We start from the raw sequence: 24,563 nt of genomic DNA on the forward strand, positions 1-24,563 counted from the left end.
CATATCAAATAAGCTTTAAAATCCTTCATAGTAATATGAAGGATTTTTCATTTAAATATTAATCATAAATACCACATAATTATGAACTTAAGAAAGTCAGAAAGAAAAAGAGCCAAGATTAAAATGGCTCTACAAGGATCAGCTGGAAGTGGGAAAACCTACTCTAGTTTACTATTAGCAAAAGGATTAATCAATGGAGATTTTTCTAAAGTAGCTATTGTAGATAGTGAAAATGGAAGTGCAGATTTATATGCTCATTTGGGACAATATAATGTACTCTCATTAACACCACCATTTACACCAGAAAAGTATATTCAAGCTATAGATGTATGTCTCAAAGCTGGGATGAAAGTGATTATCCTAGATTCAATATCTCAGGTCTGGGATGAACTATTAGATTTTCATTCCAAGCTTCCAGGCAACTCATTTTCGAATTGGAATAAGGTTACACCTCGCCAGCGTGCATTTGTAGACAAAATTTTACAGGCTGATGCTCACATTATAGCCACAATGAGAACCAAGCAGGACTATGTACTGAACCAGAAAGATGGAAAGTATATTCCTGAAAAAGTAGGCTTAAAGGCTGTACAAAGGGATGGAGTGGATTATGAATTTACTTTAGTATTTGATATAGACTCTAAACATTTTGCTGTTGCAAGTAAAGACAGAACCAACTTATTTTCTGGCAAGCCTGAGTTTACTATTAATTCTGCCACAGGGAAGAAGATTCTGGAATGGTGTAATGATGGTGAAACCTTAGAGGATACAAGACTTAAAATACAGAGCTGTAAAGATCTGGAACAATTAAGAGCCTTATACCAGCAATACTACAGTACTCAGGAACTAGCTCCAGACTTTAAACTTCAGAAGGAAACTATAGAAGCTAAAACACACTTATTAAACCCTCAAAAATTTAGTCAAAATGGACACAGTGCTCACTCTTAAACCAAATATGGAATTAACCCCAGTAAAAACTACTAACATAATAGTATATGATACAGAGGAAGATATTGTAAATAAGAATCCATTTATAGAGGCTAATACTAAAAGTGTTAGCCTTTCTCATTTACAGAAGGATTGTATAATTCCTGTATTTAGCAAGGACAATGAAAAGACTATTGCACATCAAGAGTTCATAGAAGTGGCTCAGGAATCTGTAAGTAAGGTTTTTTCACATCATAGAATAGAAGCCCCAGAGGTGCGCATTAGTCATCAGATTAAAGGCAGAACACCTAGTGCAATATATAAGGCTGCAAAAGACCTCCTAGAGCACGAGAAGACTACTTATTATGAGAGAATGGCTTTCATTATACGTGTGCCTAGTATAACTCAAATTATAAATGGTAATAGGCTGGCTTTAACTATAGGTGGAGTAAGATCTTACAATAGGGAGAACCTTTACAGTAAGAAGTCAGTAGAGAAGTTCCAAGTGTTTATAGGGTTCCAAAATATGGTGTGTTGCAATCTATGTATTAGTACAGATGGTTTTTCTTCTGAAATGCGCGTAAGTAGTGTAAATGAACTTGCAGGTAAAGTGCAAGAGTTAATATCAAGCTATGATGCAGAAAGACACCTAAGGGAGCTGGAAACTCTCACTCAATATAGTCTTACTGAATCTCAGTTTGCACAATTAATAGGGAAGGCAAGACTATACAATTACCTGCCTAAAGAACAGAAATCTGAAATACCACCATTATTACTTAATGATGGGCAGATTACAACTATAGCAAAAGATTATTATCAGGATGAAAGGTTTTGTATAAATGAAGAGGGTAGTATTAACCTTTGGAATGTGTATAACCTTTTTACTTCAGCTAATAAGAGTAGCTATATAGACACCTTCTCAGATAGGAATGTCAATGCATTTGAATTTACAAATGGTTTGGCAAAAACTCTCAATGGTAATTCTAACTACCATTGGTTTTTGAGTTGAGTGATACCCAGTTCTCTTTTGAGGCTGGGTATTTTTAAAATATATTAACCTTTCATATTTGGCACTCCAAGGATATTTTAATTAATAGAATTAAGTTTGCTCACAATAAGATTTTATAATAAACTACAATGAAAATTAAGTTAACTCCAAAATTAATTAGTGAAATAGGGGTAAAAGAAAAGTATATTAGAAAACAACATTATAATTCTTTAAAAGTCTGGTGGGCGAGGCGCCCAACAACTGCAATGCGTAATCTGCTTATTCAAGAAGTCTACAAAATTAATAATATTGAACCTTTAGTTGATGAAGGCTTAATTTCAGAAATTAATCCATCAAAGAAAATACTTGAATCATTTTCTAAAAAATTTGATACGAAAAACATCAAGGTTTTAGACGTTTTTGCAGGAGGAGGATCAATACCGTTTGAAAGTTCAAGACTTGGTTTTGAAACTTTTAGTGCAGAATTAAATCCAGTTGCAACTTTATTACAAGAAACCATTTTCAATTCTTCAACTGTAGATAATTTTTCTGAAATTTTGAGAAGTGCAGGGAATGACGTTATAGATAGGTTAGAAACTAAATATTCAAAGTATTATAAATTAGGCTCTATAGAGCCATACGTTATTTTTTATTCGAAAACCGCAAAGTGTAAAGAGTGTAATTCAGAATTAGAATTAAGGAAATTTCAATATTTGAGTAAAAAAGCTAAAAAGACAATTATTATTGATGATAAAAATCAAATTTCAGATGATGTAGATAATTTAAAAGCTAATATTAAAACATTCATTTGTTCTAATTGTGGTTATGAAAACACTTATAATGATATTAAGAAGTTTTGTGTCTCAAATACTTTAGGCAGTAAACCATTTGCATTGTGTTATTATAATGATGTGAATAAAAAGGATTATCTTCCTATCAATAATAAGCTAGATAAAATATTAAAAGTATATCATTCTGAGATTAAAAAAGAAATTGAGAATCTTAAACATCTAATACCTGAGGCTAAAGTTAGCAAGAGAGGAGGGGTAATAAATCCAACCTTATATGATTTAAAAAAAGCAAAAGATTTTTTTAATGATAGACAGCTATTGATACTTCTTGGGTTGATTGATGAAATTAAGATTGAATACCAAAACCTATTTAAACTTTATGGAGCAAACACTGCAAAACAAATAGTATTAGCATTAACTAGTTTGATAGAGCTTCTAGTTGATTGGAATAGTACTGGGACAATGTGGATACCACAAAATGAGCAAACAGGGAGAAGTTTGGCTGGACCAGGTGTAGGAATGAAGTGGGATTATATCGAAATTAATCCTTTTTATAAAAGAGGATCTAATCTAAGATCAAAATTAAGAAGAGTTTGCGATACTTTTCAAAAATTGGATTTCAAAAAAGGAGTAAATATTATAAGTGGTTCATCAACAGATCTTCCCATTGGTGACAAGGAGATAGATATAGTTTTAACTGATCCACCTTATTATGATTCAATAGATTATACAGGATTAAGTGAATTCTTTAGACCTTGGTTTGAAGTTTTAATTAAAACCACTTTTAACCCTAAATCTGACTTGTCAAATGATTTAAAGTTTGAAGCTATTGTAGATCTAGCAAATGGTAAGAAGAATGGAAAAAATGAAAATCACTATAAAAATTTAATGTCAGGTGTATTTAAAGAGGTTAATCGTGTTCTGAAACCTAATGGAAAACTCCTGCTATTGTATTCACACAAAACATTTGAGGGGTGGCAGGTGATAGCAGAATCCCTAAAAGCAGCAGATTTGTTCATTGAGGATTGTGTTCCAATTGAAATGGAAAGAATTGCAAGGCCAAGGGCAATGTCATATGAAGCATTGAATGGAGTGATTGTTTTTTCAATTAAAAAAGACAGAAGTCTCATTCAACCTGTTTCAGAAAATGTTTTAGAAATAGATATTAAAGTTAATAACGGAGAAATATTAGACAGTCAAAAAGTAATATATTTAGCTGCTTTGGCTTGTAAAAATTCACTTCTTACAGGTACTTCCTTTGAAATTTCATATAAGAATATCATAAGAGAATATTCAATTATTTCGGTTAATTCGAATTTCGAGAAATTTGATAACATAACCTTCAATTATATTTCCAAACTTTTAGATCAGGATTTTAATTTAGAGGTGTTGCGCGAAAATAGCCTAATTGATAATGAGTGGAAATTAATTCCTTTTAATTTAATTAATGTAGACAGTATTAAAGTGAACTGCCAATTGAAGGAAGCTAAAATTATGTTTGATAAATTTAGGTATAATAGCAAGACAAAAATATCATCTAATGAAAGTGACAAGGATGTTTTAATTCAAATATTTTCAATTTTTAGTGGCTTGAATTTAAATACTGTAGCTAAAAGGAGTAGTAGTGAAATTGTGAAAGTCTCGAGGTTGATACTTTCAAAAATCTAATCTGTTCTAAATTTTTTAATATTAGTAAGTTGTTTAAGTGTTTGGCCATACTGATTTTGATAAGTTGAAGAAATAGCTATTTTCTTTAATTTTTCTGGTGTTAGTAATTCAATATCAGCCGTTATTCTTTGTTTTGTTAAAACAGCCTCCTCTTCAATTCTTTTGATAGAATGATGAACTTTTTCATTTAATATTTTTTTTGCCAAAGTTTTAAACTCTTCGAATGAAGTTGAAAGTTCATCTTGAAATAACTTCGTTTCTATACCTTTTCTGTAGGTGGCACTACTAGATGTTGATTCTTGAAATATATTTTTATAATCTGAAATTAGATCAAAGAGACTTTGAAAACCCAAAGTCTCTTTTAATAATATAAAAGAGAGGTGTTCATAGAAAAGAAATAGGATAGGTAAGGTGTTATCTGTAAAATATTCATAAGCCTTGCTTTTATTTTTCCAATCCATTAGTGATGGAAAAGTTATTAATCCAGCTTTTATATCATTATCTCTATATGGTTTAAGCCAATCAGAAAAATTTTTCTGCTTAATTGTGTCTTTGACATTTGGGGCTGCCTGACTTCTACCAAGTCTAAAACTTTTAGAATCTCCAACAATTATTGAATTACCTCTTTTAATTGTAATGTCTTCCCTATTTGATTTTTGTTTTTGTAGATAAGAGTCTTCAAACCCTATTCTGATTGCCCATTCACAAACGAGAGATTCAATTAGTTTAGAATATAATGTTTCTTGTGATGAATCGTGTTTGTAGAATTCTGGAATATATCCAGAATGAAGTAACAAAAAACTTAATTCATTATTACTTAATTCTTTTATTTGTATTGCAAAGGTTTGTTCTAAAACTTCAGTATCTGGAGCAATATCCCAACTAAGAACATTTTCAGATATGAATTTTTCTATATAGTCATAGCTTTCGAACCTTTCTTCTTCATTTATATTTAAACCAAATACTTCAAGTATAATTTGCTCCATAATCTTAATTTCCTGCAATATATATTCTTTTTAACTAAAAAAATTAATAAACATAATATTTGCAGCTTCGTGACTCTCCCTCAAAATACCCCCCCCTGTTTCAAACCGCACCAACTACCCCCACCCATTAGTGCAGGGATAAACTTTTCTGTACCTGAATAAAACTTAATTCAATTGATTGTCTTTTTCAGTCTAGTCATTTCACTAGTCTCTTAAGCTCTAGTTGCATTGATCAGGTTTTTATCAACTCAAATATAATATACAATGGTTAGAATTGTTGGATTTAAACAAAGAGAAAAAGAGGATGGTACTTCATTCTTTATTTTAGAATTACAGGGAGGCATTGAGATGACTCTAAGTAAAGAAACAGGGCAGTTTTATGCTACTGCTAAGAAAGCTTATGTAACAAGCACATTTGATGAGCAAACTTGTAAAGCTCTAGTAGGTTCTGAAATGCCAGGATCTATTCAGAAGAAAGAAGTAGAGCCTTATAACTATGTAATACAAGAAACAGGGGAAGAACTTGTACTTCAACACAGATGGGTATTTGTGCCAGAATCTGATAATACAGCTAGACAAGAAAAATTAGTTGATCAGCTTATGGCAGACAACTATATCTTTTCTAGAAATGGAGTTTCAGATTTAGCTCACCAAGCTATTTAATTATTAATTAATCCGTCCAGAAATGACTTTGTACCTAATAGGTATGACTTCAAAAGTGGACGGATTTTTATTTTTTTACTTATGAAAGCTGCAGAAATTAAAGTGTCTTATATAAATAAGAATGAACAAAAGATAAAGATATCAAGTAGTAGTTCTGCTTATGAGTTAATACTAAACCACTGGGATCTCAACATAATAGATTTTATGGAAGAAGTGAAGGTAATATTACTCAACAGGGCTAATACAGTACTTGGAGTTTATGAATTATCTAAAGGGGGTAGTACCTCCTGTATTGTAGATATTAAGATTATTCTTAATGTAGCAATTAAAGCACACTCAAGTTCAATAATCTTAGTTCATAACCATCCATCAGGGCAGGTACAACCTAGTGAAATAGATAAGACACTTACAAACAGGATTAAAGAAGCTTGTTCAATTGTAGATATTGAACTGCTAGATCATTTAGTTATTTCTAGAGAGTCTTATACAAGCTTTAAGGATGATGGACTATTATAATTTTGATGTGTGTGGATATGTTTATAAAGCTCAAAAAATAGATTTTTAATGAATCATATTAATAGTGTAGATATATATATTATAGCCGAAACTTGCTTTTTATTGGAATGAATTAGTCCAATAAGAGTAGGTTTCTTAATATATATCTTAATGTATAGCAGTATGAAGGGATACAGCGCACTAACTGCCTAATAGCCAAAATTTATTCTGCACTAGTTGAATAATCAAGTAATTTGGGTAAACTTACATCAAGTGCTTTGGCTATTCTGTATAATGTAAATAGGGTAGGGTTGTTCCTGCCAGATTCTATTCTAGATACATTTGTTACATCAAATTCACCTAGCATTCTAGTAATTAAGTCAAATTGAGACAGACCTTTCTCCTCTCTAATATGCTGGATATTCTTTCCAACATTTTTGAGGAGTTCAGCTCTTATATTATCTAAATCAGACTCTTTCACACTTGTCATATTTGACAAGTCAAAGCAACTGATTATATTGAAGAACTATATTGTCATATATGGCAACCTAACCAAATTTTATTAAAATGAAACAGTTAATTTATGTTGTAGTTGCACTACTTGTGTGCAATTCAATCAGTGCTCAAACACTTGAGGAAACCTCTGATTATTTAAAATATATTATTGAAGAAAATCCACCATTTGAGAAGACAAATGCAGAGTTTAAATTGACTAATTCAGGAGAAAATGACAGGTTTTTGTATATCATTCAAAGGCTGGAAGATGGTAAAGTAATGAATACTTTAACCTATTTGGTTTTCTTCTCTGATATAAAAAGCATTTCATTAGAAAAGATTAAAAGTGAAGAAGCTGAGAAATATGCACTTCAAATAAATCTTGGTAAGGATGAAGACTTTAGATCTCATTTGATAGGTTATAAAGATGGTTTTGTGACAGAGTATATTAATGACATTTTTATATCCTTATCCGAGGATAAAGCTCTAGCTGAAAAAGGAAAAAGAGCAATGATGCACCTATTCAAATTGAAAGGTATAGAGGTTATAGATTTAAATATGTTTTAAGCCTTGGGTATGAGTAAAAATGAAGATGGTGAAGAATTAAGATTTGTCCTTTGTTCTATGCTAGCAGCAATTTATAGTTGGTACTTAGTAAATCCTGATACATTTGCAGGGTACATTAGGTGGTTTTTGAGTACTGTTGTCTTATGGATAGTGTTTTGGTCCATAATAAAATTCTTGACAAAATGAATCTATTAAATAGTATTCCGTATGAAGTAGGATCAAACTTTGAAGAAAACAATGTCAGTTTAGAATTTTTGAAGGAATTTAATGAAGACTCAAAATACTATGCGAGTTATAGATATTCTGAATTATATTTATTTGGCAGAGCTTTTCAAGCAGTATGTTATCTACATTTCTGGAAAGGAGTGTTGAATACAATTCAATATAAAATTCACAAGGAAAACTTTGATCTGTTTAGGAATTCACTTAATGAGGAATTACCAATAGACAAACCCTTATCTAAAGATCCCTATAGTGAAAGATTTGCTTTAGAAAGTTATTCTAATGGTGTAGCTATAAGCTTAGTTCAGTTAAATAATAATTATTTTATGCTGAAAATATCTAAAAATGCAAGTTTACCAAGAATTAAATCAAGTAAAACTAATAGGTTATAACACCTATATTAATTAAATAATATTAACCATAAGGCATACAATTAGGTTATACTATTATGTTAGTAGAAATGCACACCAGAGTAAACCTTTTATTTATAGGGGCTGAGTTAATCAAAGGGTCCTTGGTTCGAGCCCAAGAGGGGGAGCAAAACTAAGCCTTATCCATTAATACTTAAGGCTTCATTCTTTTTATAAAATTCATTTACAACTTCTTACCACCCTCAACTTCCCCTATCCATAACTTCCTCAAAAATTCGATTTTCATAAATATCTTGATGTAAAGCTTGCTTTACATTTGAAAATAGGTTTATATTTGTAAAGTGTACTTTACATAAATCAAAAAACAATCAATTATGAAATCAAAACAAAAATTTTCAAAAAAGTATCTTTTAATGTGGGCATTGGCCTGGGTGTGTACCACAGCCCTGGTAACTTTTGGCTCTATGTATTTATGGGAGTCATCACTGCTTACGGGCATTGCCATTTTACTAAGTCTGGCTGTGGGAGTAGGTATGGTGCTTGCCAATAGAAAATTTGTAAACGCGGCTGATGAGTTGCAACGTAAAATTCAATTAGAATCTATGGGGCTTACCCTTGGGCTCACCGTTGTGGTAGGTCTAGCCTATTCTCAATTAGATACTACCGGCTTACTCAATTCTGATGCTGAGATTAGCACTCTGGTGTTGTTTATGGGGGTGACGTATATAGTTTGTACTGCCATTAATAGCCGAAAGTACTCATGAAAAACAACATCAAAACGCTAAGAGGCACATTTAATCTCACTCAGGAAGATTTAGCAAACCGCATAGAAGTCTCGCGGCAGACGATTAATGCCATAGAAAAAGGTAAATTTGACCCAAGTTTACCTACCGCTTTTAGGCTGGCAGCTGTGTTTAAATGTACCATAGAAGAGCTGTTTGTCTATGAGCCCTAGTCTAAAATATTACCATGCAGAAATTTATCTCAAATAATCTACCTAAACTGGTTTCGGTCTTGCTGTTTGTAAGTCTGGTACTGGCCTACTTTTTTATCCCAGATGTGCAAACCTTTTTTAATAAGGCCTGGGAAATTTTAACCAGTGGGGATGAGCAGCGTATTGAGAAGTGGGTCTCTTCCTTTGGCTGGGTAGGACCTGTTGTGTTAATTGTAGCGATGATCGCCCAGATGTTTTTAATTATAATTCCCTCTGTAGTACTTATGGCTGTTTGTATTCTTGCTTACGGGCCCGTTTGGGGAAGTTTACTCGTGTTTGTGGCTATAGGCTGCGCTTCTAGCGTGGGGTATCTTTTAGGTAAAAAATTAGGATCTGGATTAATTAATAAATTGATAGGCTCTTCTACCGAAGCTAAGCTCGAAGATTTTATTGAGGATTATGGCTTTTGGGCTATTGCAATAACACGCTTAAATCCGTTTTTATCTAATGATGCCATTAGTTTTGTAGGCGGAATATTAAAAATGAATTATCTGCGATTTATAAGCGCCACACTTCTTGGTGTGGCGCCATTAACACTTTTTATTGCAATAATGGGAGAGCGCTCTGAAGGTATGAAAACCGGACTTTTATGGGGTTCTGTAGTAAGTCTTGTGATTTTTGGCCTGTATGTGTATTGGAGTAAACGTCGTAAAAAGAAACTCAATAAATCACCAGAGTCTAAGAAATAATAAGGTACCTAAAAGCATACTGTTGTAAAATACAAATTCAGAAAAATCAAAACCGGCAAAAAAGCCCCTAAATCTTGCGGTGTAATCTGTAGCGCTTACTGAAGTATTTACATAAAAAGCTTCAAAAGGCCAGAAACCGTCAGACGTATGCTCTAAATACCCAACTTGTTGCAACTGGGACTTTAAGCCGATCTCTGAATCTGTAAACAAAAAAATCTCAACTGTCTTATGTTCTGCAGTAGCCTTTATTTTTGGGGAGATACCAAAATAATTAACGCTTAAGGCAACACAGTTCATGAGCACCAGAAAAACAGTAATTCTTATTTTAAGAGATCTTTTCATTTCTATTTCTTAATAGCGAAGATACAGGAGCATGCTTAGGTGTGTTAGGGGGTTTCTCCCCAGAAATGGGTATGCTTTCAATTGAGGCCAATCGGGTTTATTTTAAACAATCATTATCTTTAAATTTGTAGGTTTAGCGCGAAGTCTTTTCTTTGCCTTCAATGTTAGCACGATGAGAAAACTAATAGCATACCCCCTAAGTATTATCTTCTATCTCGCTTTTGGCCTGGTAATAGTAATTTTTCATCCCATACAATGGTTGTGTTATAACCTTTTAGGATATCAGGCGCATAAAAAGAGTGTAGATTACCTCAATTTTATGATTATGCGTACGCTCAATCTATTAGGTACGCGATTCAGTTTTGAAAATAAGCATACGATAAAGCGCGACCAGCCTATAATTATTGTGGCAAACCATCAGGGGCAGTGGGATATTCCACCTATAATCTGGCATTTAAGACGTCTTCATCCTAAGTTTGTAAGCAAAGTAGAGCTGGGCAGAGGTATTCCCAGTATCTCGTATAACCTGCGCAAAGGAGGTTCAGCATTAATAGACCGAAAAGACAAAAGACAATCTATACTTGCAATACGGGATCTCACTAAAACATTGAATGCGACAAACAGATCTGTTGTAATTTTTCCGGAAGGAACACGCAGTAAAACCGGTGTCCCAAAGGAGTTTGCTAAAGGAGGTTTAGTTACCTTGTTTAAATTTATGCCCACAGCTCTGGTAGTACCTGTTACCATTAATAATTCGTGGAAGTTGATGCGCTGGGGAGGTTTTCCGCAAGACATAGGGGTTCACGTAAAGCATCACGTACACACCCCTATTCCGGTAGCAAATCACGATCCTGAAGAATTAGTGAAAATTGTACAGGCCGTGGTTTTGGCAGACTTTAAAGAAATACGACAGCACAGATCTTAATTTAAAATATCTTCAATTGAACGCGCTTTTACACTTACATAAATCAGACATCGAACTCATTGAGAAAACCAGTGTTTTTGTAAAAACAACGCTTTTAAATGCTGAAGGGGGCCACGACTGGTTTCATACCTTACGTGTTTATAAAAATGCGTTGCATATCGCACAGGGCGAAACGTCAAATATTATGGTTGTTGCCTTAGGAGCCTTATTGCATGATATTGCAGATTCAAAATTTCACGATGGTGATGAGCACGTAGGTCCACGAGTTGCACGGGAGTTTTTAAAAAATGAAAATGCTGCAGAAAGTCTTATTGAGGCTGTGATTCTTATTATTGAAAATATCTCGTTTAAAGGCGGAAACCGAAAGACAGAACATAACAGTATTGAACTAAAGATCGTGCAGGATGCAGACCGTCTTGATGCGATAGGAGCCATAGGAATTGCACGCGCGTTTAATTATGGCGGCTTTAAAAACCGAAAATTATACGATCCTGCTATACCGCCAAAACTAGATATGACTGCTGAAGAATATAAGAAGTCTGATGCACCCACCATTAACCACTTCTACGAGAAGCTTTTACTTCTTAAAGACCGGCTGCATACAGAGACGGCAAAAAAAATAGCGGCAAAGCGGCACGAGTTTATGGAAGATTTTCTAACTCAATTTTATGCAGAATGGGAGGGAAGCTTGTAATTGTTGCCTTATTTAGATTTTCGGTTTAGATTGCTTTTTAACACTAAAAAACGACAAGAGGCTAAAGTGAATTACTTAATCTATAAGGAAGCTTGTAACTGTTAAAGTTTAGCACTCTTCTTGATAAGAAAATAACATTTTTAATAACTTTTTCAGCCCAAAAAAAGCTCAGGAGAAACACTTTCAAACGCCTGTAATTGCACTTGCTAAGGAGCTTTTTAGAGGTTAAAAAACAGTATATTTCTAAGTATTATATATTAGTATAATTACCTCGTTTTCAAGTTTTTGCAATGATTTTCTGCATGTTGTAGGTAAATTCTTGTTTATGCTCAATGTTGAAAACTTTGTTGAAAACGTCAGGCCGCTTTTCGGCTTTAACCCTTCTTTTTTTTTGATATTTGTTAGTCCCTAATTATCGGTACTTAATCACTAAAAAAATAGACGGACATGAGTAATGCAGTAGAGCCAATTTTACAGGAAAACAAAAATCGATTTGTGATTTTTCCAATACAACACCCTGATATCTGGGAGTGGTACAAAAAATCTGAAGCGAGCTTTTGGACTGCAGAAGAGATTGATCTACACCAGGATCTTTCAGACTGGACCACTAAGCTAAATGCAGATGAGCGTTACTTTATAAAACATATTTTAGCATTCTTTGCCGCTTCAGACGGTATCGTAAATGAAAATCTTGCAGAAAACTTCGTAAATGAAGTACAATATTCTGAGGCTAAATTTTTCTACGGCTTTCAGATTATGATGGAAAATATTCATTCTGAAACGTACTCGTTGCTTATTGACACCTACGTTAAAGATGAAAAAGAAAAAGATCAGCTATTCAATGCGATCGAAACCTTTCCTGCAATCAAGAAAAAAGCAGACTGGGCGTTAAAATGGATTGATAGTCCTTCTTTTGCGGAGCGTTTAATCGCTTTTGCAGCCGTAGAAGGTATTTTCTTTTCAGGTGCATTTTGCTCTATCTTCTGGTTAAAGAAAAGAGGACTTATGCCAGGTCTTACGTTCTCAAATGAGTTGATTTCAAGAGATGAGGGTGTACATTGTGATTTTGCGGTGCACTTGCACAACAATCACTTAATTAATAAAGTTCCTAAAGAACGCATTCGCGAGATTATTGTTGATGCTTTAAATATTGAGCGTGAGTTTATTACAGAGTCACTTCCTGCTAGTTTAATAGGAATGAATTCTAAATTAATGACACAATATCTTGAGTTTGTTACAGATAGATTGCTTGTAGAGTTAGAGTGCGAGAAGGAGTACAATACCACAAATCCCTTTGATTTTATGGATATGATTTCCCTTCAGGGTAAAACTAACTTCTTTGAGAAGCGTGTAGGTGAGTACCAGAAGGCGGGTGTTGCAAGCGGAAGCGGCGGTACCGAAGGTCAGAAAATTAGCTTTGATGCTGATTTTTAGATTATAATTTTCATTTTGGCTTAGGCCAAATACACAATACTATATTTATTTTAATTCAGGTTAAAATGTATTTCATTTTGACCCATAAACCACTTTTTTCAAAATTTCGCCAAAATAATTTTGAAAAATCTTTAAAACTGAAGCCTTATGTATGTAGTAAAAAGGGATGGCCGCAAAGAGCCGGTAATGTTTGACAAGATCACTGCACGTATTAAAAAACTGTGTTATGGTCTAAACCCGCTGGTTGATCCGGTTAAAATTTCGCTTCGTGTTATTGAAGGTTTATATGATGGTGTAACCACTAGTGAGCTTGATAATTTAGCTGCAGAAGTTGCGGCTACAATGACGACATCTCACCCAGATTATGCCAAGTTAGCTGCCCGTGTTTCTGTATCTAACCTGCATAAAAACACTAAGAAAACCTTTAGTGAGGTGGTGACAGATTTGTATGAGTACGTGAACCCACGTACCGGTAAAAAAGCGCCGCTTATTGCAGATGATGTTTATGCAGTAATTAGCAAGCACAAAGAAGAACTTGATTCTTCAATAATTTACAGCAGAGACTTTGGTTACGATTATTTTGGCTTTAAAACATTAGAACGTTCTTATTTACTAAAGATAAATGGTAAGATAGCAGAGCGCCCGCAGCATATGCTTATGCGCGTTGCTGTAGGGATTCACTTAGACGACCTTGCTTCAGTAAAGGAAACGTATGAGTTGATGTCTAAAAAGTTCTTTACGCACGCTACACCTACCTTATTCAATTCGGGTACACCTAAACCTCAAATGTCTTCTTGTTTCTTACTTACAATGCAAGATGATAGTATAGATGGTATTTACGATACCTTAAAGCAAACGGCGAAAATTTCGCAGAGTGCAGGAGGTATAGGCTTGTCTATTCATAATGTTAGAGCTACAGGGTCTTATATAGGGGGTACAAACGGAACTTCAAATGGTATTGTACCTATGTTGCGCGTTTATAACGACACCGCGAGATATGTAGATCAGGGCGGCGGAAAGCGTAAAGGTTCGTTTGCAATGTATATTGAGCCGTGGCACGCAGATATTTTTGACTTCTTAGATTTAAAGAAGAACCACGGTAAAGAAGAGATGCGTGCGCGTGATTTATTCTATGCAATGTGGATTCCAGATTTATTTATGGAACGTGTTCAAAATAATGATACCTGGACGCTAATGTGTCCTAATGAGTGTCCTAACTTATTTAACGTTCACAGTGAAGAGTTTGAGCAGTTATACTTAAAATATGAATCTGAAGGTAAAGGGCGCAAGACCATAAAAGCACGCGAACTTTGGGAGAAGATTTTAGAATCTCAGATTGAAACAGGAACCCCTTATATGTTGTATAAGGATGCTGCAAACCGTAAGTCAAACCAGCAAAATTTAGGTACCATACGTTCTTCTAACTTATGTACTGAAATTATGGAATATACAAGCCCTGACGAAGTTGCGGTTTGTAACCTTGCTTCTATAGGTTTGCCTATGTTTATTAAAGACGGGCAGTTTGACCATAAAGAATTATATAGAATTACAAAACGAGTAACCCGTAATTTAAATAGAGTTATCGACCGTAATTACTACCCGGTTAAAGAAGCAGAAAACAGTAACCTGCGTCACCGCCCCATTGGTTTAGGTGTTCAGGGTCTTGCAGATACTTTTATAAAATTACGTTTACCATTTACCTCTGACGAAGCGAAGAAACTGAATCAGGAAATCTTTGAAACCCTTTATTTTGCCGCGGTAACCGCATCAAAAGAAATGGCACAAGAAGAAGGAGCATACTCTACATTTGAAGGTTCGCCCATTTCTAAAGGAGAATTTCAGCACAACTTATGGGGAATTAAAGATGAAGAATTAAGCGGTCGCTGGGATTGGGGTAAACTGCGTGCAGAAGTTATGGAGCACGGTGTGCGTAACTCGTTATTGGTTGCACCTATGCCTACTGCTTCTACCTCACAGATTTTAGGAAACAATGAAGCATTTGAGCCGTATACTTCTAATATTTATACAAGACGGGTACTCTCTGGTGAGTTTATTGTTGTAAACAAACATCTTCTTGAAGATTTAGTTGAATTAGGTTTATGGAATGAAGAATTAAAGCAAGCGATTATGCGTGCAAATGGTTCTATACAGCACATAGACGGTATTCCGGAAGATTTAAAAGAGCTTTATAAAACCGTTTGGGAATTAAGTATGAAAGACATTATTGATATGTCTCGTCATCGAGGGTATTTTATTGACCAGTCTCAATCACTCAACCTGTTTATGGAGAACGCAAACTTCTCTAAGCTTACTTCAATGCACTTCTATGCCTGGAAAAGTGGTCTTAAAACAGGAATGTATTATTTAAGAACGAAGTCTGCGGTAGATGCGATTAAGTTCACACTTAATAAAGAAGCAAAGCAAGAGCCCGTTCAGGAAATACATGTAGCTCAGCGCGCTGCAGAAACGCTAAAAGCTACGGCAGGACCCATTCATAGACCAGATTCTGTTGAAGAGCGTGCTAAGCCCTATGAAGTAAAAGAAGCGGCATCTGTAGAGGTAGCTGTAGAAAAAGAAATAAATACAGAACCTATGAGTGCTGCAGAAATGAAAGCAATCATAGCGCAGGCAAAAGCAGCCGAAGGTGATGATGATTGCCTAATGTGTGGTTCTTAATAACAATTTAAGTAGTTAATTGAAAATCGCCCTTTCTATTCGTTTAGAGAGGGCTTTTTTTATGCGGAATAACTAGTGCTCTACTAACATTGTAAAACTCAAATTAAACTCAAATTTAGCATGGAAAGGGAAAAAAGGGGATGGGCTCGTGTTCTCCTGTATTAATGCATTGGCTAAATCCCAATCTTAATGATATAGCATATATAAACCTGTTTCTAGCGGGGGTGCTTTTAAGCATTTCGAATTTATAAACGAGAAATCTATGGTTTCCTAGAGGCTTAAATTTTAGCTGGAATCTCTTTCAGTCCTATTTTGGGTTTAATCTAAGTGGGCAGGATTTTTACTCCATTGTTAAATTTGATATTCAGGATGCTAATCTTTTAAATGGCGGTGCATTTGGGTTTGAAGGATCAATTCTGGCTGTGTGTATTCAAATTATCGCAATAGCTTTTATATATAAATACTATATGAGTAGGAACGCTATCAACAATATTTAGTTGGTTTTGGTACAAAATAAAAAAGCCGAAAACACAATGCGTTTTCGGCTTTTTTATGAAGTAAATAAATTACTTCATGAGTTTCTTGTGTTCTATATAATAGTGCTCTAAGATATTCATGGTAGCTACAATAAGATCTTGAGTTTCCTGAAGTAAGCTAAAATAAAGCATTGTATTTTTAGGGCTAGAATCGCTGTTTCTAGTGCGTTCTACCTGCTTTTCAATCTTGCTTGAAACACTATCTAAAAGATCTTGTTTTTCTTCTAAAATAGGTACAATGGCATCAAAGTTTTTAGCTTTAAAGGTATCTTCAATTTTACTGAAAAGTGTATCAAGTTTTTCTTCAATTTCCTTTAAATCTTTAAGCTGTGTAAACTTTAGGCCTTTATGATTATTATTAAGGTGATTGTAGCTAGAGGTAACTACAAAGTCAATAGATTGCGTGACATCTTGTAAATAGCCTAATACATCTATGTAAAAACGACTGGCCTGTACGTGAGATTCATCTAGGTTTTTAATAAAGTAATAAAGGCTGTTACGCAGTTCTTCAACTTCAGCATTAAGCTTTGTAATACCCTTTTTACTTTTTCGCAGCTTACCGAGATCTACTTTAGCAAGCCCTTCAATCGCACCTACATACACTTTACTTCCTCTTTTAAATGCTGAAGCTACATTTGTAGTACTTTCATTAATAATACCCTGTATAGAGCTGCTAACGGCACGCATTAGACGTCCTTCTTCAGCTTCAGCTTCAGAACGTTTTTTATGATTCATGTAGTTACGCACTAATATTGCGATTGCAATTGCAAAAAGTAAAAAGAGTGCAACACTTCCGCCCTCATAAAGAATAAAGGCCATGATTGCAGCTGCGGTAAATGCACTGATTGCAGTCATAAACCAGCCTCCTATAACATTAAGAACACCGGCAACACGATACACTGCGCTATCACTACCCCAGGCACGATCTGCTAATGAGCTACCCATAGCCACCATAAAGGTTACATAAGTGGTAGATAAGGGTAATTTTAATGATGTTGCAACAGAGATAAGAACACTGGCAATCATCAGGTTTACTGCGGCACGTACAAGATCAAAAGCAGGCATGTCTATCGCTGCAACACGTATAGATGACTTAGGCTTAGAAAACCGAACTTCTATGTAATCTTTTATATTTTGAGGTAGAATTGCATTGAATCCTACATTTAATTTCATTGCTCCACGTACTAAAGCACGAGAAACCATATTTGATTTAAAACGCTCCTGACCTTCATCCTGACGCGATAAATCTACAGAGGTTTTTACCACTCTTCGTGCTTTCTTAGAAAACCAGAGTGTAAGTATCATAACCAGACCGGCAAATAATAAAAGTAACGGTTGAGTAGGTACTTTTTCGGCAAGTGACTCCATTGTAAAAGAGCTTGCAGGTTCGCCACTCGCCATCCATATTTCGTATGAATTATAAGCAGCCATAGGTACGCCTATAAAGTTTACCAGGTCATTACCGGCAAATGCCATTGCCAGAGCAAAAGTACCTACTATAATCACCAGAACGTAAACATTAAGTTTAACGAGTTTAATGAGAATGTAACTTAGTATGAAGTAAACGACAAAACTTATTCCTATAAACGGCCATACATTAGCATTTGCCCAATCTAGAAAAGCTCCCTGAACAAAATCTGCACTTTTTAGACCTTTAATAATGATAAAGTAACTTATAGAGGCTATCGCTATTCCACTAAATGCCGCAGCATTCCATATAGGACGTTTTTTGAAATCAAATGTAAGTAGGAGTCGCGTGAAAAACTGGACGAGGGCACCTACTGTAAATGCGATGACGACCGAGAGGAGAATTCCGGTTATAATTTCTATAGCCTTGTCTGAGTTTATGTATTCTCCCAGATGCAAGAGCGTGTCTGAGCTTCCGGCCAGTTTTATAAAAGTCATACAGAATGCAGCTCCCAGTAATTCAAATACAATAGAAACCGTTGTAGAGGTAGGTAATCCCAAAGTATTAAAAAAGTCAAGAAGAAGAATATCGGTAAGCATCACGGCCATAAAAATGATCATGATTTCGTCAAAGTAAAACTTTTCGGGTACAAAAATTCCTTTACGGGCAACTTCCATCATTCCGCTTGAAGATAGCGCACCAAAAGCGATACCCACACTGGCAACAATGATTATAGTTTTAAAGGAGACTGCTTTAGATCCTATGGCAGAATTTAAAAAGTTGACAGCGTCATTACTCACTCCCACAACAAGATCTGCAATAGCTAAAATAGCTAGAGCAATAAGCATAATCAGGTAAATATTATCCATATTAAGATGAATCAGTTCAGCCTGCAAATTTGATACTTATTTTTAGGCTGTATGTTACGATAAAGTTATAAGTAGTGTATGTTGAGGTCTATAATTTAGTTAAAAAACACAATTAAACTCCCGTGTTACCTAAGTTTATAATAAAAAAACAAGTTTAAAATATTGATATATAGTCAATTAATCATTCAATGTTAATTTAATGTTACCTAAACATTGCTATATGTTTAAATTATTCATAGATTTGTAAAGTAAAGTTTAACCCAAATACTGTTTATTATGAAAAAGTTACTAGTTGTTATTGCCTTAATGGGTGTTGTAAGTTTTGCATCTGCACAAGAGAAGCAAAAGAATGTTTACGAGAAAGACGGTAATTTGATTAAAGCAACTTTGTTTCATAACAACGGAGAAGTTAGTCAGAAGGGTTATTACACAGAAGATGGTAAGTTAACTGGTGAGTGGGTGAGCTATGATGAAAATGGCTCTAAAACAGCTGTTGCAAATTATGACAATGGAGAGAAAACGGGTAAATGGTTTTTCTGGAATGAAAACACATTACGTGAAGTTGATTACAGCGGGTCAAAAATTACAGCAGTAAATACATGGAAACTTTCAGGTGATCGTGTAGTAAGTAACGAATAAAACTAAACTCTTTAGTTAGAACAAATCGTTCTTTAAAAAAATTAAAAAGCCGTTAATCACGAGATTAACGGCTTTTCTTTTACACAGTAGCAATATATTATCGCTTACTTATTTTGTTATGGGTAATTTGTTTCTGTCTGGTACTTTTAAAGGTGCCTTTCTCAAAACTACGTTTAGCTGCATGTTTCGTAGCTCTCCCCTGTACCCGTTCGCGCCACATTTTAAAACTAGATGGTTTCATCTGGCGACGCATCAATTCGATTACCTCCTGCTCTTTTAAACCAAATTGAAATTCGATTGCATCAAAAGTTGTACGATCCTCCCAGGCCATTTCAATAATTCGGTCTATCTCACGATCGCTAAACTTTTCTGAATAGTTAGTAGTACTCATTAATAATTCTTTTTGACAATTAGTTTTTAAACAAAGATATTCAATAGGTTCTATTTAAATTTTAAAATTGCGTTAACCTTAATTTTTAGGAGGTTAAGTTTATTTGAAATCAAAAAGTCTCTTAAAGATTTAGCTAAAGTTTAAGTAATTTTTATAGTATCAAATCGTTTAGTTCTGAGTATCTCTTTTAATTTTACTTTTATATACATTTAAAAAAAACATTATGAAATATATAAGTTTAACCGCTACCGGTTTATTAGTGACTTTAGCATTTATAGGTTGTAAAAATGACGCAGATAAAGAAGCGCAGGTAAATGAAGCAACAGAAGAAGTGCAAAATGTAAAAGACAGCGCCGTTACAGAAAAAGAGCGCTATGCAGATGCAGGAGTAGATGATCTGGGGTCAATAGAAAAGCCTGCTATGCCAGACGATTACTCAATTAACTGGGATCAGGTAGATGTAGATCCTAAATTGAAAGCAGACGTTGATGGGTGGAAAAATCTAAAAACTTTTTCTAACAGCGTTAAGGCACTCGATCTGAAAGAAGTTCCGCAAGCGGAAATTAAAGATTACATCTCACAATTAGAAGTAGAAGCATCTAATCTTGAGACTACAATACCTAAATCATTACTTACTGAAGAAGTACAGGAAGATTTAAAAGATATCAAGGAAGAAGTAGCAGATTTAAAAGCTGTAATTGCTAAATCAGGTACAGACAAAAATAAAATTGATAATCAGGTAGAGGAGTTGATGGAAGCTTATGCAGATCTAAATGAGGAGCTCAAAGAAACAGTTTCTAAAAACGGTAAAACTATTCTTGACGATAATCAATAACGTTATTGATTTATCTTAATGAAAAAAACGCCTGCGCTACAGCAGGCTTTTTTTTTAACAGTGTTTTAATAAAAGGTACTTGTTTTTAGAATTTTACAGCTAATTATTAGGAATACTTTATTAGTATAAAATTCTTAAGAATAGTGCATTATCTTAATTTTACACCTTGAAATAACATGATTTTTTAATGAAAAACAAATTGTTCATAGTATTACTAATTTTTGCCTCGATAGTATCGTGTAAAAACTCGGGTACAGAAAGGTCTCAAAATTTGGTTTTAAAAGCTAATGTTGAACAATTAGAACCCAATGCTAAAGAAGCGGTTAAAAAGTGGGATGGATACTTAGCATTAGAAAAAACTATAATATTAATTTCTAATACAAATGCATTGAATGCCGTAGATATGCGCAATAAGCTCGCCGAAAATTGCGACTCAATGATAAAAAATATTCCTGACGATTTAGAGCTACCTGAAATTAAGAATCAAGTTGAGAAAGTTAAAAAAGAAGTGAATGAATTTTATGCCGAAGTAAATCGCGATGAGATTCGAGAGCGTGTAGTAGAAGATCATTTAAAAACAATTTATCAAGCTTTTGATACGCTTAATAAAGAAATCAATCACATTATGTGATCATACAATACCAGTTAATAAGCTCCTTTTTAAGGGGCTTTTTTTATGGAAAGCTTTGCGTATTTTTGGGCTATGAGATTTACAATTTTAGCCTTTCTTCTACTCACTGTGCTTTTTGCTTCCTGCAACAAAAAACAAGAAGTTGCAGTAGACCCCCGTTTAGCCACAGATACTTTATCAATCAAGATGCAGCCTCAGCTAAAACAGGAGATCTTTTTAACCACTACGGCTCAAGAAGAGATAGAATCGTGGAAAGAATTTAAATTTCTTACAGAACACGTTAACGCTCTAGATACAATAACACTGTATTATTTACGTAAACAGGGAAGTGAGTGGATTAAAAACGCCGCAAATGCGCAGAAGGAGGTAAGTGATAGTATTGTTAACCCGGCAATTCAATCCCGACTTAATGTTCTTTTTTCTAAAACCAATACACTCGTTCAGGAAGCATCTAAAGTTAAAATAGACACAGCACTTGTAAATAAAGAAGCCACAGAATTCTTTAATGCTTTTCAAAATCTAAAGCTTCAAATAAATTTAAAGTATCAGGAGTCTATTGAAGAGTTATTAGAAAAATATGAGATCAAAGCAGATTCCTTATCTGTTTCTCGAGATTCCATAAGAAAAGCAGCAACACTTTCTAAATTAACACCAGCGCAGGGGCTAAAATAAAACACGAATTATGCGACTAAAGTTTCTTTTTATTTTCACCTTATTAGCAGGGTCTTTAGTTGCTCAGCAACGAGATACTTCAGAAATGGCTATTAATTCGCAGTTAGAAAACTGGCATAAGGCAGCCGCAGACGCAAACTTTGATGCCTATTTTGCGCTTATGACTCGCGATGCTGTTTTTATAGGTACCGATGCAGAAGAAAATTGGCAGCTAGATCAATTCAAAACATTTGCTAAACCCTATTTTGAGGCTGGCAAAGCCTGGAATTTTACAACATTAGAACGTACAATTTACCATCCCAAAAAATCAAAAATAGCCTGGTTTGACGAGCTGTTAGATACCCAAATGGGAATCTGTAGAGGATCTGGAGTCATGCGTTTTGAAGATAATAATTGGAAAGTGCAACACTATGTACTCTCTATTGCTGTGCCTAATGAAAATGTTTCAGAAGTTACAGCACTTAAAAAAGAACACGACAGCTTGCTTATTACAAAGCTGCGTGCTAATTAATTTATAATAAACCCTAATTTCAAAAATGATTTATGAATAAAATCGTTCGAATGATAATCCCGGTTTCGGTTGGGATTTTAAGTTTAACGGCCTGTAAAGAGGAAGTTAAAAAGCAGGAGATAGCCGAGGTTAAAATACCAGCGCTCAACCTTGCAAATATGGATACACTCGTAAAACCTCAAGATAATTTTTACGATTTTGTAAATGGTAATTGGATGCGTAACACCGAGATTCCTGAAGAAGAATCTACCTGGGGAGGTTTTAGTGTATTACGTAAAAAAACCCGTGAAGATGTACTTACAATTATTGCAGATGCGCAAAAAGAAGGCAAGTATGGGCCAGAAACAGATCAGGCAAAAGCACTTGCTTTATATGAAGGGCAGTTAGATACGGTTGCTCGTAACGAAGCCGGTTTAAAGCCGCTTCAACCTGCATTAGAAAGTATTGCTGCTATCACTTCTGTTTTAGACATACAGAAAGTGAGTCAGGAACGTAACGGTACGGTTTCACCATTTGTAAACTTCAGCGTGTTTTCAGACTTTTCAAACAGTAAGATGAACGCGGGCTATATCGCTCCGGGAAGATTAGGTTTGCCAGACCGTGACTATTACGTAGAGCAGGATGCAAAATCTAAAGAAATACGTGAGCAATACAAAGCATATATTAGCTGGGTATTGCAATATGCGGGAGATGATGAGGCTACTTCAAAAACCGAAGCAGACCGTATCTTAGCATTAGAAACTCAACTTGCAGAACCGCGTTTAGATAAGGTTGCACGCAGAGATGCACGTAATATGAATAACCCACGTAGTGTCGCAGAACTTCAAAAGATGACTTCAGCAATAAACTGGAAAACATATTTTGAAAATCAGGGTTTGTCTAAAGAAGTTGATACGGTTATTGTTTTACAGCCGCAATACATGAAATCGCTTCAAAATGTATTGACAAAAACACCATTAGACGATCTTAAATTATTAATGCGATGGGCAACACTTAACTCGTGGTCAGATGCATTAACTACAGAGTTAGAATATGCAAACTGGGAGTTTTACAGCAAAACTTTAAACGGTACACCTAAGCAAAAACCGGCAGACGAGCGCGCTCTAGAGACCGTAGACAATACACTGGGAGAAGCTTTAGGTAAATTGTATGTTGATAAAGTGTTTCCGCCAGAGGCGAAAGCTAAAGCAGAAGCGATGATAGACAATATTAAAGAAGCCTTTAGAGATCGTATCAACAACCTGGAGTGGATGACCGATTCTACAAAACTTCAGGCGATAGACAAACTGAATAAATTTACTGTAAAAATAGGTTACCCTGATAAGTGGGAAGATTATTCTAAACTCGAAATAAGTGCAGATAAAACGTTCTTTGAAAACTTACTTGCAGCAGGATCCTGGGCAGAAGATAAAAACAATGCAGACTATAAAGAGCCTGTAGATAAAACAAGATGGGGTATGTCTCCACAAACGGTAAATGCATATTTTAATCCTTCATTTAACGAGATTGTATTTCCTGCAGCCATATTACAACCCCCCTTCTATAATTATCAGGCAGATGAAGCGGTGAATTATGGTGGTATAGGAGCGGTTATAGGTCACGAGATTTCTCACGCTTTTGACGACAGTGGTTCGCGTTTTGACGGTGATGGTAACTTAAAAAACTGGTGGACCGATGAAGATTTAAGTGCATTTTCAGAACGTAGTGGTGCTCTTGCAGAGCAGTATAGCGCTATAGAAGTTGCAGACAGCTTATTTATAAACGGAAAATTTACCTTGGGCGAAAACATAGGGGATTTAGGAGGCGTACTAGCGGCCTATACCGGTTTACAGAAATTCTATGAGAAGAATGAGAAACCTCAACCTATAGATGGTTACACAGCAGAACAGCGTTTCTTTATCAGCTGGGCAACTATCTGGCGTACAAAGATGCGTGATGATGCTTTAAGAACACGTATTAAAACAGATCCTCACTCTCCGGGAATGTACCGAGCTTACGTACCACTTCAAAATATTGATGCGTTCTACGAGGCATTTAACATTAAAGAAGGAGATGCGATGTTTTTACCTGTTGAAAAGCGGGTACGTATCTGGTAATTAAAATCTTTTTAAAAAAAACATAAACCCGGAAGCAAAGCTTCCGGGTTT

Annotated in this window: 25 protein-coding genes; 20 read left to right on the forward strand and 5 right to left on the reverse strand. The window is 34.9% G+C overall.

What is annotated here, in order from left to right:
• The first annotated feature begins 81 nt into the window (after positions 1–81).
• From ACEN25_RS09295 to ACEN25_RS09305, 3 genes are all read left to right on the forward strand, one after another.
• A complete protein-coding gene (locus ACEN25_RS09295; RefSeq protein WP_441802666.1) occupies positions 82–945 on the forward strand; it encodes an AAA family ATPase in 864 nt (287 codons plus the stop codon).
• Complete coding sequence (locus ACEN25_RS09300; protein ID WP_441802667.1) at positions 923–1,933, forward strand: DUF3871 family protein; 1,011 nt, start codon at positions 923–925, stop codon at positions 1,931–1,933. The genes ACEN25_RS09295 and ACEN25_RS09300 overlap by 23 nt, the downstream gene beginning before the upstream one ends.
• Positions 1,934–2,061: 128 nt before the next feature.
• The gene (locus ACEN25_RS09305; RefSeq protein ID WP_441802668.1) at positions 2,062–4,371 is read left to right on the forward strand and encodes a DNA methyltransferase; all 2,310 of its coding nucleotides are present in this window, start codon (positions 2,062–2,064) and stop codon (positions 4,369–4,371) included.
• Here ACEN25_RS09305 and ACEN25_RS09310 read toward each other — a convergent pair.
• Positions 4,368–5,357 carry a HindIII family type II restriction endonuclease gene (locus ACEN25_RS09310; RefSeq protein WP_441802669.1) on the reverse strand — a complete coding sequence of 330 codons (990 nt, stop codon included), beginning with the start codon at positions 5,355–5,357 and terminating at the stop codon, positions 4,368–4,370. The genes ACEN25_RS09305 and ACEN25_RS09310 overlap by 4 nt on opposite strands.
• A gap of 264 nt (positions 5,358–5,621) precedes the next feature.
• On the opposite strand from ACEN25_RS09310, the gene ACEN25_RS09315 reads away from it, so the two are divergent.
• The gene (locus ACEN25_RS09315; RefSeq protein ID WP_441802670.1) at positions 5,622–6,020 is read left to right on the forward strand and encodes a hypothetical protein; all 399 of its coding nucleotides are present in this window, start codon (positions 5,622–5,624) and stop codon (positions 6,018–6,020) included.
• Between the two features lie 81 nt (positions 6,021–6,101).
• Entirely contained in the window at positions 6,102–6,536 is a 435-nt protein-coding gene (locus ACEN25_RS09320) for a JAB domain-containing protein (protein ID WP_441802671.1), read from the forward strand.
• A 202-nt stretch (positions 6,537–6,738) separates the two neighbouring features.
• Here the strand turns inward: ACEN25_RS09320 and ACEN25_RS09325 are convergent, their stop codons facing one another.
• On the reverse strand, positions 6,739–6,996 hold the full coding sequence (locus ACEN25_RS09325; protein WP_441802672.1) for a helix-turn-helix domain-containing protein: 258 nt from the start codon (positions 6,994–6,996) through the stop codon (positions 6,739–6,741).
• Positions 6,997–7,082: 86 nt separating this feature from the next.
• Here ACEN25_RS09325 and ACEN25_RS09330 point away from each other — a divergent pair, with 86 nt between their 5' ends.
• From ACEN25_RS09330 to ACEN25_RS09350, 5 genes are all read left to right on the forward strand, one after another.
• A complete protein-coding gene (locus ACEN25_RS09330; RefSeq protein WP_441802673.1) occupies positions 7,083–7,577 on the forward strand; it encodes a hypothetical protein in 495 nt (164 codons plus the stop codon).
• Between the two features lie 182 nt (positions 7,578–7,759).
• Entirely contained in the window at positions 7,760–8,191 is a 432-nt protein-coding gene (locus tag ACEN25_RS09335) for a hypothetical protein (protein WP_441802674.1), read from the forward strand.
• A gap of 353 nt (positions 8,192–8,544) precedes the next feature.
• Complete coding sequence (locus ACEN25_RS09340; protein WP_441802675.1) at positions 8,545–8,934, forward strand: hypothetical protein; 390 nt, start codon at positions 8,545–8,547, stop codon at positions 8,932–8,934.
• The gene (locus ACEN25_RS09345) at positions 8,931–9,125 is read left to right on the forward strand and encodes a helix-turn-helix transcriptional regulator (RefSeq protein ID WP_441802676.1); all 195 of its coding nucleotides are present in this window, start codon (positions 8,931–8,933) and stop codon (positions 9,123–9,125) included. Before ACEN25_RS09340 ends, ACEN25_RS09345 begins: the two co-directional genes overlap by 4 nt.
• A 14-nt stretch (positions 9,126–9,139) precedes the next feature.
• Positions 9,140–9,853, forward strand: coding sequence for a TVP38/TMEM64 family protein (locus tag ACEN25_RS09350; RefSeq protein WP_441802677.1), 714 nt, complete (start codon positions 9,140–9,142; stop codon positions 9,851–9,853).
• Here ACEN25_RS09350 and ACEN25_RS09355 read toward each other — a convergent pair.
• Positions 9,833–10,195, reverse strand: a complete 363-nt coding sequence (locus ACEN25_RS09355) for a hypothetical protein (RefSeq protein ID WP_441802678.1) — start codon at positions 10,193–10,195, stop codon at positions 9,833–9,835. The genes ACEN25_RS09350 and ACEN25_RS09355 overlap by 21 nt on opposite strands.
• Before the next feature lie 172 nt (positions 10,196–10,367).
• On the opposite strand from ACEN25_RS09355, the gene ACEN25_RS09360 reads away from it, so the two are divergent.
• From ACEN25_RS09360 to ACEN25_RS09375, 4 genes are all read left to right on the forward strand, one after another.
• On the forward strand, positions 10,368–11,120 hold the full coding sequence (locus ACEN25_RS09360; RefSeq protein WP_441802679.1) for a lysophospholipid acyltransferase family protein: 753 nt from the start codon (positions 10,368–10,370) through the stop codon (positions 11,118–11,120).
• Positions 11,121–11,136: 16 nt separating this feature from the next.
• Entirely contained in the window at positions 11,137–11,814 is a 678-nt protein-coding gene (locus tag ACEN25_RS09365; protein WP_441802680.1) for an HD domain-containing protein, read from the forward strand.
• 447 nt (positions 11,815–12,261) lie between these two features.
• On the forward strand, positions 12,262–13,248 hold the full coding sequence (locus ACEN25_RS09370) for a ribonucleotide-diphosphate reductase subunit beta (protein ID WP_028377236.1): 987 nt from the start codon (positions 12,262–12,264) through the stop codon (positions 13,246–13,248).
• A gap of 147 nt (positions 13,249–13,395) precedes the next feature.
• Positions 13,396–15,924, forward strand: a complete 2,529-nt coding sequence (locus tag ACEN25_RS09375; protein ID WP_441802681.1) for a ribonucleoside-diphosphate reductase subunit alpha — start codon at positions 13,396–13,398, stop codon at positions 15,922–15,924.
• A 566-nt stretch (positions 15,925–16,490) separates the two neighbouring features.
• Here the strand turns inward: ACEN25_RS09375 and ACEN25_RS09380 are convergent.
• Positions 16,491–18,737 carry an anion permease gene (locus ACEN25_RS09380; RefSeq protein ID WP_441802682.1) on the reverse strand — a complete coding sequence of 749 codons (2,247 nt, stop codon included), beginning with the start codon at positions 18,735–18,737 and terminating at the stop codon, positions 16,491–16,493.
• Positions 18,738–19,013: 276 nt separating this feature from the next.
• Between ACEN25_RS09380 and ACEN25_RS09385 the strand changes: the two genes are divergently transcribed.
• On the forward strand, positions 19,014–19,376 hold the full coding sequence (locus ACEN25_RS09385; RefSeq protein WP_396512237.1) for a toxin-antitoxin system YwqK family antitoxin: 363 nt from the start codon (positions 19,014–19,016) through the stop codon (positions 19,374–19,376).
• A 97-nt stretch (positions 19,377–19,473) separates the two neighbouring features.
• Here ACEN25_RS09385 and ACEN25_RS09390 read toward each other — a convergent pair whose 3' ends face one another.
• On the reverse strand, positions 19,474–19,767 hold the full coding sequence (locus ACEN25_RS09390; protein ID WP_441802683.1) for a TIGR03643 family protein: 294 nt from the start codon (positions 19,765–19,767) through the stop codon (positions 19,474–19,476).
• A gap of 223 nt (positions 19,768–19,990) precedes the next feature.
• Between ACEN25_RS09390 and ACEN25_RS09395 the strand changes: the two genes are divergently transcribed.
• From ACEN25_RS09395 to ACEN25_RS09415, 5 genes are all read left to right on the forward strand, one after another.
• Entirely contained in the window at positions 19,991–20,602 is a 612-nt protein-coding gene (locus ACEN25_RS09395) for a hypothetical protein (protein ID WP_441802684.1), read from the forward strand.
• A gap of 187 nt (positions 20,603–20,789) precedes the next feature.
• Positions 20,790–21,233 (forward strand): hypothetical protein, encoded by a 444-nt coding sequence (locus ACEN25_RS09400; RefSeq protein WP_125411789.1) that lies wholly within the window; start codon positions 20,790–20,792, stop codon positions 21,231–21,233.
• 72 nt (positions 21,234–21,305) lie between these two features.
• Entirely contained in the window at positions 21,306–21,905 is a 600-nt protein-coding gene (locus ACEN25_RS09405) for a hypothetical protein (RefSeq protein ID WP_441802685.1), read from the forward strand.
• A gap of 10 nt (positions 21,906–21,915) precedes the next feature.
• A complete protein-coding gene (locus tag ACEN25_RS09410; protein ID WP_441802686.1) occupies positions 21,916–22,416 on the forward strand; it encodes a nuclear transport factor 2 family protein in 501 nt (166 codons plus the stop codon).
• Between the two features lie 32 nt (positions 22,417–22,448).
• Positions 22,449–24,512, forward strand: coding sequence for a M13 family metallopeptidase (locus tag ACEN25_RS09415; protein WP_441802687.1), 2,064 nt, complete (start codon positions 22,449–22,451; stop codon positions 24,510–24,512).
• Positions 24,513–24,563: the final 51 nt, after the last annotated feature.

Source organism: Leeuwenhoekiella sp. W20_SRS_FM14 (assembly GCF_052119605.1).
Lineage (GTDB): Bacteria > Bacteroidota > Bacteroidia > Flavobacteriales > Flavobacteriaceae > Leeuwenhoekiella.

Excerpts from the sequence above, each read along its gene's own strand:
- ACEN25_RS09295 (WP_441802666.1), top strand. The coding sequence starts at position 82 with ATGAACTTAAGAAAGTCAGAAAGAAAAAGAGCCAAGATTAAAATGGCT.
- ACEN25_RS09300 (WP_441802667.1), top strand. The coding sequence starts at position 923 with ATGGACACAGTGCTCACTCTTAAACCAAATATGGAATTAACCCCAGTA.
- ACEN25_RS09305 (WP_441802668.1), top strand. The coding sequence starts at position 2,062 with ATGAAAATTAAGTTAACTCCAAAATTAATTAGTGAAATAGGGGTAAAA.
- ACEN25_RS09310 (WP_441802669.1), bottom strand. The coding sequence starts at position 5,357 with ATGGAGCAAATTATACTTGAAGTATTTGGTTTAAATATAAATGAAGAA.
- ACEN25_RS09315 (WP_441802670.1), top strand. The coding sequence starts at position 5,622 with ATGGTTAGAATTGTTGGATTTAAACAAAGAGAAAAAGAGGATGGTACT.
- ACEN25_RS09320 (WP_441802671.1), top strand. The coding sequence starts at position 6,102 with ATGAAAGCTGCAGAAATTAAAGTGTCTTATATAAATAAGAATGAACAA.
- ACEN25_RS09330 (WP_441802673.1), top strand. The coding sequence starts at position 7,083 with ATGAAACAGTTAATTTATGTTGTAGTTGCACTACTTGTGTGCAATTCA.
- ACEN25_RS09335 (WP_441802674.1), top strand. The coding sequence starts at position 7,760 with ATGAATCTATTAAATAGTATTCCGTATGAAGTAGGATCAAACTTTGAA.
- ACEN25_RS09340 (WP_441802675.1), top strand. The coding sequence starts at position 8,545 with ATGAAATCAAAACAAAAATTTTCAAAAAAGTATCTTTTAATGTGGGCA.
- ACEN25_RS09345 (WP_441802676.1), top strand. The coding sequence starts at position 8,931 with ATGAAAAACAACATCAAAACGCTAAGAGGCACATTTAATCTCACTCAG.
- ACEN25_RS09350 (WP_441802677.1), top strand. The coding sequence starts at position 9,140 with ATGCAGAAATTTATCTCAAATAATCTACCTAAACTGGTTTCGGTCTTG.
- ACEN25_RS09355 (WP_441802678.1), bottom strand. The coding sequence starts at position 10,195 with ATGAAAAGATCTCTTAAAATAAGAATTACTGTTTTTCTGGTGCTCATG.
- ACEN25_RS09360 (WP_441802679.1), top strand. The coding sequence starts at position 10,368 with ATGAGAAAACTAATAGCATACCCCCTAAGTATTATCTTCTATCTCGCT.
- ACEN25_RS09370 (WP_028377236.1), top strand. The coding sequence starts at position 12,262 with ATGAGTAATGCAGTAGAGCCAATTTTACAGGAAAACAAAAATCGATTT.
- ACEN25_RS09375 (WP_441802681.1), top strand. The coding sequence starts at position 13,396 with ATGTATGTAGTAAAAAGGGATGGCCGCAAAGAGCCGGTAATGTTTGAC.
- ACEN25_RS09380 (WP_441802682.1), bottom strand. The coding sequence starts at position 18,737 with ATGGATAATATTTACCTGATTATGCTTATTGCTCTAGCTATTTTAGCT.
- ACEN25_RS09385 (WP_396512237.1), top strand. The coding sequence starts at position 19,014 with ATGAAAAAGTTACTAGTTGTTATTGCCTTAATGGGTGTTGTAAGTTTT.
- ACEN25_RS09390 (WP_441802683.1), bottom strand. The coding sequence starts at position 19,767 with ATGAGTACTACTAACTATTCAGAAAAGTTTAGCGATCGTGAGATAGAC.
- ACEN25_RS09395 (WP_441802684.1), top strand. The coding sequence starts at position 19,991 with ATGAAATATATAAGTTTAACCGCTACCGGTTTATTAGTGACTTTAGCA.
- ACEN25_RS09400 (WP_125411789.1), top strand. The coding sequence starts at position 20,790 with ATGAAAAACAAATTGTTCATAGTATTACTAATTTTTGCCTCGATAGTA.
- ACEN25_RS09405 (WP_441802685.1), top strand. The coding sequence starts at position 21,306 with ATGAGATTTACAATTTTAGCCTTTCTTCTACTCACTGTGCTTTTTGCT.
- ACEN25_RS09410 (WP_441802686.1), top strand. The coding sequence starts at position 21,916 with ATGCGACTAAAGTTTCTTTTTATTTTCACCTTATTAGCAGGGTCTTTA.
- ACEN25_RS09415 (WP_441802687.1), top strand. The coding sequence starts at position 22,449 with ATGAATAAAATCGTTCGAATGATAATCCCGGTTTCGGTTGGGATTTTA.